The sequence below is a fragment of the Rhizobium sp. Root1220 genome (assembly GCF_001426265.1).
Lineage (GTDB): Bacteria > Pseudomonadota > Alphaproteobacteria > Rhizobiales > Rhizobiaceae > Rhizobium.
In genome coordinates this window covers 471,462-479,968 of the sequence record NZ_LMDG01000032.1, presented here as the reverse complement: position 1 = coordinate 479,968, position 8,507 = coordinate 471,462, and the positions used below count along the sequence as shown (strand labels likewise).

General features: G+C 56.0%; 6 protein-coding genes. All 6 read right to left on the bottom strand.

Annotation, left to right across the window (positions count from 1 at the left end; all coding sequences use genetic code 11):
- Positions 1-802: 802 nt before the first annotated feature.
- A complete protein-coding gene (locus tag ASC90_RS30075) occupies positions 803-1,453 on the bottom strand; it encodes an alginate lyase family protein (protein ID WP_280138332.1) in 651 nt (216 codons plus the stop codon).
- Positions 1,454-1,886: 433 nt separating this feature from the next.
- Positions 1,887-4,634 carry an SEL1-like repeat protein gene (locus ASC90_RS19120; RefSeq protein ID WP_082519985.1) on the bottom strand — a complete coding sequence of 916 codons (2,748 nt, stop codon included), beginning with the start codon at positions 4,632-4,634 and terminating at the stop codon, positions 1,887-1,889.
- 12 nt (positions 4,635-4,646) lie between these two features.
- Complete coding sequence (locus ASC90_RS19115) at positions 4,647-5,285, bottom strand: alginate O-acetyltransferase AlgF (RefSeq protein WP_056543555.1); 639 nt, start codon at positions 5,283-5,285, stop codon at positions 4,647-4,649.
- 4 nt (positions 5,286-5,289) lie between these two features.
- Complete coding sequence (locus ASC90_RS19110) at positions 5,290-6,531, bottom strand: hypothetical protein (RefSeq protein ID WP_056543552.1); 1,242 nt, start codon at positions 6,529-6,531, stop codon at positions 5,290-5,292.
- A gap of 92 nt (positions 6,532-6,623) precedes the next feature.
- Positions 6,624-7,403, bottom strand: a complete 780-nt coding sequence (locus tag ASC90_RS19105) for a hypothetical protein (protein WP_056543549.1) — start codon at positions 7,401-7,403, stop codon at positions 6,624-6,626.
- Positions 7,404-7,407: 4 nt separating this feature from the next.
- Positions 7,408-8,502 (bottom strand): alginate O-acetyltransferase, encoded by a 1,095-nt coding sequence (locus tag ASC90_RS19100; RefSeq protein WP_056543546.1) that lies wholly within the window; start codon positions 8,500-8,502, stop codon positions 7,408-7,410.
- Positions 8,503-8,507: the final 5 nt, after the last annotated feature.

The window sequence follows — 8,507 nt, the reverse complement described above, 5'->3', positions numbered from 1 at the left end:
GCGATCCCCCCATAAGACACGTCGCTAACGACGTCGTTAAACACGTGTCTTAGGCCATTAAGGCATTATGCGGCAGGCGGTGCCAATCGGGCGGTTACCGGATATCTGTGGTTGTCGTGCTGATTGTATTGATCGCCTACGCGGTCGACGGCTATGCAGCCGGATCTTCCACTCTCACAACGGTAGGGCGCCTATTGGAGCGGTTACGCTTGAAGGCGCCTATGTTGTTTTTCGCATAGAGTCTTCTATCTCGTTTACGCCAAACGTGCGGAAATCAAGCGCTCGCGCGACGTCGCAGCTAGGAATTCGGCCGAATAAACCTACTATCGACAATACTTCAATCGATTTTCGTGGGTCTGACTCGCACCTTGGTGGTCGCGTTTTGAGCAGGCAACCGCGAGCTCCGCGGCTTCATCGCGAATCTACCTTCAGAAAACGCAGCCTCGCGCTTCTAGCCGCATCTTTCTTCTCAAGACAATGTCCATGCTTTTGCCCGAGTTTCTCGCCTTTGTTTCTAGCTTTGCGCACGTCTTGGGACTCAACTTCGCTTTGCTGCCAGTCGGAGCAGATGCTTCTGCTTGTTTCGGAGCAGCAGGCGTGGAAGCGAGAGCCGCGCTGGGAGCGAGCAAAACCACCGCACTGAACACCAGCTGAAACAGCAAGTAACTTCTCATCACGACCTCCCTGTTTGAAATTCCCGATTGTGGAGACCGGTCGTAAGCCCTCCGTTCCGATCACCTGCCGGTTGCCTTAATTCAACCACATCACTGTCTGTCAGCGACCATCTCGAATTTAGACACTCTCATTTCGATTTGCCTGAATATTGAATGGTCAAATTTCCCCCAAGATTGGAGTTCGACAATGGTCGGTACTGCTCGGCGAGCCGTGTGGCCTTCTCACTTTTGCGAAACTTCAAGTACGGCTCCAGCCATGCGATCTGGAAGGCTTCCAGCTTTTCCTTACCAGTCGAAAAAGTCTGATCCGTGCCGGCCTTGGCAGCAGCAAGTTCTGGTTCTTGGATTGCTGACAGCGTGAAATCAACAATACGATCGAGCTTGCCTTGGCATACGCTGAAACTGTCGTTGAACTTCGCGTTGAGGAGCGCCGCATTGACGACAAGAGGACCCACGGCATGAAGCTGGTAATGGAGCGCCTTGTCGCCCCGCTTCATCTCCAACGGCAATCCGCCGTCATCGTCTGCCGAACATATTACCATCTCATTCGTCTTTGCTCCCCAACTGGAAAGCCGGTCATTGTCTGTCGCAACGCCGATCTGGCCCACGGCCAGCCCTGCCCAGGCGCGCAGATTGTTTTGAGAAGCCATTTTCGGGGCATCGTCGTCGAAGAATGTCATAAGCTCCATTCCGATAGACTGAAGCCAGGCTTCGATCGCCCTCTTCTGGCCGTCATCGGGCGGTGTGACCGCCTTTGCATCGCGGTAGGATATGGCCATTCCTGCGACCCGTGGTGAGATCGCAAGCTTTGCATTGAGAGTGCCGAGGTCGGAAAGCGCGCCGGCGTCCGCCCAGCTCGACAGCGCGCGATACAAACAGCGGTTCGTTTCGTCTCGCGTCCCGGCCTTCGGCGATTGGTCGGAAAGGTTTGCGAGACTGCGAACATAGACGTCAATAGGCTTCAGCGCCTTGTTGACAACGGCATTTGCACTTTCGTCGATATCGGAACGGGACTTGTCATTGCTTTCATATCGGCTGCCCAGCGCCAGGCTAACCACGGGTTTTCCGATGCTGGGGCACTTTACGCCCGCTATCGCGCAGGTCGGCGCAGCAAGCAGGGCCATTGTCATCGCGACGGATGGGAGCTGCCACGTTTGCCGCCTATGGATACTTTCACCTTCGCGCCGTGATGAAAACCGACTGATCTGCATTTCAATTGGCCCTCATTGTCATTACGACGAGCATTTCCTTTGCCTCCTTGTTGCCGAGACTGGCGGCCTTTTCGAGCCAAGTCTTGGCCAAGCTGAGGGATGGGTCGGTGCCGATTCCGAACGCATAATTTCTCGAGAGCAGCACCATGGCTTCGACGTCGCCCTTGTCGGCGGCCTTGAGGAACATGTCCTGGGCGATCAATGCGTCCCCTGGATCATCCATCTTGGCAAGCTGGAGCTTTCCGAATTCCCTCATTCCAATGGGATCACCGGCGAGCGCCGCATCGTGAAACAGTGTTGCCAAATTTACGCGTGCGAGAACTTGCTCATGTATGGCCTTGTGCGATCGCTCGAGCCGCGACAGGCTTGCAAGAACTTGCGCAGGCGAAGCCTTGCTGATCGTGGTCACCATTAGGTCGGTCGCATTTTTCGGGGAATAATAGGCGCCCGCGGTGTCAAGATAGGCCTTTAGCAAAGACTGCTCGGCCCTTGCGTCGCCCCCCAAAGCCGCAACCTCAAACAGTCGCATGGCATTGGTCTGCATGTCGGGCTTCGGTATCCGCTGGAAGGTCTCAGCGAGTATCCTTGCTCGCCACGGCTTCCCGGTAGAAAACGCTTCCGCCGCCTGCATCCACTTAACGGCGTCCATCTCTTGATCGAAGGAGAAATAGGCCCTCGCCATGGAGAGCGCGGTGTCGAAGGAGCAGTCCATCCTACCCGCCGCCCGGGTGAGATAGCTCCGTTTTCGTTCGATGTCGGCAACCCGCTGAGCCGCAAAGATCATTGCCTCGGTGTCGCCACGGTCTTCGATAGCGGAGGTATAATCCCGGTAGATGTCGGCGGCCGAAATTGACGGACCCGACTTTGTTGCAAGAAGCTGCATCGCCGCTCCCGATCCGCTCGCAGCTTCCGAATGAAGTAAATCTCTAGCCGTCTCGACCAATTTCGTGTCGTCAGAAAGCGAGGTGAGAATAAGATCGGCGGCGCCTGTCTTTGCGCCTCGGCCCCCGTCTTGCGCTGCCGCCAACAGCTTGTTCAAAGCGGCCCTCTTGTTGTCCATGCCGTCGGCGGCCTGTAGCATGAGAAGCGCGTAGGCGGTCTTCGCATCCGGGTTTTGCTCAACGCGTTTTTCCCATTCTCCGATCGCCTCCGGCGGTGCCTTCGACGTCTTGAGATACCAAAGATAACCAGCAATGAAGTTCGATTGCCCGTTTAAAGCGCCGGACTGAAGGCTGGCGGTTTCAGCGGTCCTCGGATGCTCCACAAGGTCTTCGATGGTCTTGACGGACCACCCGGCATTGAGGGCCTCTTTTGCAGCCGCCGACCAGTATCTGGCCTTCTCAACTTGCGGACCGTCGGGGGCATGGCAAAGGTAAGCATCTCGAAGGTCGGCCATTGTGTCCGTCCGGCCAAAACTATCGAGCAATTCGAGGAGTAGATTGATGCCTTCGTCAAACTGTCCGTCCGTCGCACTGTGTTGAAGGCGGATCAGGGCGAGATTGCGGATCGATGTCATGTCGTGCCGCTGGGCGCCCTCTTCGAACAATCCTGTCACTATTTTCTCGGCCCGCCAGTAGCCCTTTTCATTGATGGTGAGATTGGCGAGCTTTGCGAAAACCCAGCCGGGTGGGTCTGGAATTGCAGCCAGTTCATTCAATGCGCGGCGGTATTTTTCGCGTTCCCCATCTTGATCGGAGCCTTCGTAGAGGTTTGCAAGCTTGATAAGGCTGTTTCTGTGTCCTGCAGCAACAGCAAGGCGATAGTAATATTCGGATTTTCCCAGGTCCCGGGGAACAATCGCGCCAACCTCATAAAGGTGTCCGAGCTCGGATTGTGCGGCAACCACTCCCTTGTCTGCAGCAAACTGGAGATAGTGTAGCAGCTGATCGTTGTCTTTCGTGATGTCGGAGCTAGCGAGATGGTAGCGGGCGACATTCCAGGCTGCGTTTCCATCTCCAAGATCTGCCGCAAACCGCAACCACGCCTCGGAGATGCGGCGATCCTGTGCGACCACCTCTCCTTTTTCGTATTCCCGCGCAATCCGAGTAACCCGGTCGCATATTCCGTTGTCGAGCTTACCTACCATCGCGCCGAAGGCCATCGTCACAGCCAGCGACGGATCTACGCTCCAACCTTCAATCTCCTGACCCTCGAGATTTCTCTTGGCCAGTTCGAGGAGGGCGTTCGGGTTCCCGCCGTAGGCGGCGGCGACGAGATAGGCGAGCGCCCTCCTCTCGTCATGCTTGGCGCTTACACCACTAAGCATCAGCTCAGCTGCAAGAAAGAGGCTCTTGGGCGAGTTTGCCTCTCCGCGGCTGATCAGTTCGTCAACCATGCTGCTCTGTCGCAGCTCGTTAGTCTTTCCGGCACGAAGATAGAGCGTAATTTCTTCCGCAGCTATATCCTCAGTCTTCATTCCGGGATCGATCGTAGGAAGAAGTTCAATCATCCGTTTTATGATCGGAAAATACTGTTGCGGGTCAATATCGCGCAGGCGCTGAGCCTCCCGCAGGACAAGCCAGGGCTGTTCTTTGCGAAGCGCCTTCCTGTCCCACGCAATCCAGCGGTCGACGACATCCTTGTCCGACGAGCGCTGTACGCAAACAGGTTTCAACTCAATTGCTGGAGGCAGAAACTCAACAACGACCGGTTTGGCGGCAACCGGTGCAGCCGTTAGCGCGACAAACACACCCGCGACCGCACCGAGTTGGCTGATCCGCATAACCGAGAAAGGCAAACGCCCTGGCATGATGGGATCTCCTCATTGATTCAAGTAATTCTCCAATGCGATGACGTGGTAGTTGCCAGCGCTGCCGGAAATAACAATCGTGAAGCCCGAGCGCCTCTTGAGGTCGATCTTCGCGGTTTCAGCTACGGTCTTTCCGCTTTCCTGAATGGCAAAGCTCAAGCTCAGCGGAGCTCTCAGGGATACACTTTGAGCCGTCCCCAGGGCAACGGCGGTGAGTGCCGTGGCCCTGGCCGCCGGAACCACAAGATCCACGGCTTTTATGTCGCTCAGATTGTAGAGATAGACCTGTGCTTTCGACGGATCATCCTTAACTGCGTCCGTATAAAGCTTGGTCTGCCCACCGGCCAAGGCTGCATATGTGTAGTATTTTCCGGGTTCCGCCGTCACCGTGGCTGTCTTGGGACCTATAGACATTTCCACTTCGCCCGGTTTTACGTTGACGTATGGTGAGACGCCGTCGCTAAAATTCTCGATCGATGATCCCGCAATGATCGCCGAGGAAGCCGTTGCGTCGAGAATGCGAATGAACGAGGAATTCGGGTCCGTCGGCTTGCCATAGAGGCCAGAGTCTTGGGTCAACCCAACCGAGTAATTTGAGACAAACGAAAGAGTACCCACAGCGAATACTAAAATGGCACGTGCCCAATTCATGAGTTTATCCTCCGCTCGTGTTGCAGATACCGACCGACACTTCGTTCGCCGACATGCGGTCGAACTCAAGGTTTATCTTTTGAGTGGCTTGCATGCCGAAGTAGCGAACCGGAAAATAATATCGCCCCGTGGAGATCATCCTGTCAGCGCGTCGGATGCTGCTCTCGAACATGTGGCCATCGTTCAAGCGGAAACGCAGCGTCGCTTGTCGACTGCGGTCGTCGCCCGAATAGGCGTATATCACTGCGGAGTTCGGTATTTCGCCGTCCTGAAGAGCAATTTCGAGCGTACTGTTGCCAACGGTGGAAATGTCGTCGGGTTCTATCTCGTGGCAACTTTGATCCGCCGCCGTCCTCAATTCGAGCAAGGGCGCATCGCCAAATTTTCCAAGACTATTGTAGATCGGGTTTTCCCAAATCAGGAAGCGCGGTCGTGCCTCTGCGAAGACCTTCGACGTCAGATAGGACGTAATTGATCCAAATTGATTGCCTCCAGAGATCGAATAATTCGTAACCGGGGAGGAGAGCGCTTGAGAGAGGAAGCCCGCAAAGTTGGACGCGGCCAGATCCGAGTAGCTTGTCCCCACCAGCGCTACAGCACGCTTGGAAGGGCCGTCGCCAAAAATATCGAGGCCGGAATCTCCGGCTGCCATCTCGGTCGTAGTAAACGCATTGGTTTCCGGCAACGGCAGGGCCTGTTTGCAGCTTGCCTGGAGCAGACGGCGCATCGTTGAGATGATGGGTTGCCGCCCTACCGGTTTGGTCTCAAAGGAAGCCTTTGCGAGATCATCAATGCCCGGAAGTTGCTGGATGACGGATGCAATCTCATCCGCCGCCGCACGGGCTCCGGACGAGGTCCAGTGAAAGTCCGCTTGAAAGAACGCCGGCTCCTGTTCTCCGCCACGCTGCATCGCACCGAGAACATCGACGGTAACCACGCCGTGATTGCGAAGACGCGTAATGACATCGTCATAGACACGCTTTGCTACACCGTAGTCAAAACCATAGTCACGGGCCTGTCGTGGCAAATATTCCGGCATCACCAGGCTTTTTGTCGGAATCGGCACATAAACAAGCGTCGTTCCGCCCGCCTCTAGAGCGTCCGAGAGTGCTGCCATCTCATCGGCGGTGTGCTCGGAAAGTTGCTGGTCCATCCGCAGATCCGCGATGATCCGAAAAAAATACCCCTGTGTGCCTTCCACGACGCTCAGTTGTTTATCAGTCTCAAGGTTTGCACAGCCGAACATCGATTCCGCTCTGACGTTTTGGTGCAACAACAGCGCGCTCAGGGCACATACTACAACGCCGGGCCATCTGGACGATTTTGGCAGAGAGTACCTCATTGGCTCACCTCGATCGAGTTCACCGGGGCGGATTCGAGCTTGCGAAGCACCGCCGCGGCAACGGTCTTGACACTGAGTTCCTTCGACGTTTCGGCAATTGCCAAATAGCTGCGTGCCTCGGACTTCTCCTCATCGTCCGACAGGCCTTCGGAGATCATTGCGATCGCTAAATCAAGCGCAACCTTGGTATTTCCACCCTTGGCAGCTTCGCGTTGCAGACGCTCGACCTGTTGCGGTTCGGGGCCAAACGGCTCTCCTTTGGCATAGAATTTGAGAAGCGCCGCGATTGCCACCGGATTTTTGCGCGCCGCGTGCTGAAGCAACGTCGCTTCGGCCTGATCGAGCCGCGCTTTGCTGACCCGATCGCTGGCGCTCGCCAAGTGCCTGGCAAGCGGCGCGACGGCACCCGCCCGACCGGTGCTGGAGGCGATTGTATAGTAGTGGATCGTGTCGGCGTTAAGCGCGGGTTTTGCCGCGAGCGTTTTTGCGACAAAGAGTGCCGCCACGCCGTCGCCGTGGTCTGCCAGCATCTGAAGTTCGCGATAAGACACCCTGCGGTGGCTTATCATTCGTTTTCGGATTTCCTGAAGCTGGGCGCTGTCGAGCTGGGCCGTATGCGTGATTCCCTGGTTAAATCCGCGCCGATAACGGCGTTCCTCAGCTTTCGATTTTCGAGTTTCGACCTTCTTGTCTTTGGGTTGGGGCACCGCCTGGGCGTCGCCGCCGGCGAGACATATCGCAATCCCAACACAGATCAGAGCAGCAGTCCTGTGCATCCTGTTACTCCTTCTTCCTGAGATCGTCCGGCTTCCATAAAGCTGGATCGGTCAAGTAGCGGATCGGAAACTCCCATACGACTGTCTGGGGCCAACTCTTTGCGCTTGCGTGCGACAAAAACTTATGCATTGGAAAGACAGGCCCCCGACCGGCCTCGGCGACATTGAGAACCTTCGACCCTAGTGCTGCCTCAAGGTAGGAGGGAAATGACCAAGCTTCGTTGGCACTGTAACTGGTCCCGACCAGAACCGTTGAAAAGCTCTCGTCTTCTCCCAGAATGTCATTTAGGTCATCTGGCCCTGTCTGCGAGACGGTTTGAGGGGTAATGATTTCGTCATTGAGACCGATCTCGGCCGAAAGCGCGCTGCCGGTGACAAATTTAACCAGGTCACCCCGCACGTCCTCGGCAGGCGCATCATTCAGCATATACTGTACCGTCGGGGAAATGCCTGCCTCGGCCTGAGTAGCGTCGGCGACGACCTTTGCCCCAAACGGCGTCCAATGAGTGTCAGTCTTCAGAAAAACCGCGCCCGTCGCCTTCGCGTTCAGAAGCGCTGCTCTTGCGTCCACATATTCGATGTTTGAAGACACCATGGATCGGACGAATTCATCATAGCGGTCCTGCGAAATCTGGGCGTACCGATGATCCGCAAGGTGTTCGCGATAAATGTCATTTTTGGCTGGGAGCGGCACCACAATCAGGCGCACACCATATGACCGCAACGTCGCGGCGATTTTGGCTATTTCCTTGACGCCATCATCGATGCCGACATCTGCACTCGCTGCGCCGCGAAATTCCTCATCGGAAAAAAGCCAACCTTCCGTTCCGACGATAACCCCGCGGCGGCCTTCGCCGAAAACCATATACCTTGCAGCCCCGATCACATCAAAGGCGAGTTCACGGTGGGGGAGCTCGGTTTTATAGAGCGCGTCAAGCGCGGCTGCCAGCATCCCGTGCCGGAGCCCACCTCCATCAGCCGGCAGGCCTGAAAAAATTGCGGCTATCTTATCCCGGATATCGACATTTGCGATCGCCACATAGCCAAACAACAATGCTGGCAGTAGGAATTTTGCAACAGGTATGGCCCGCTTCAACATGAGAC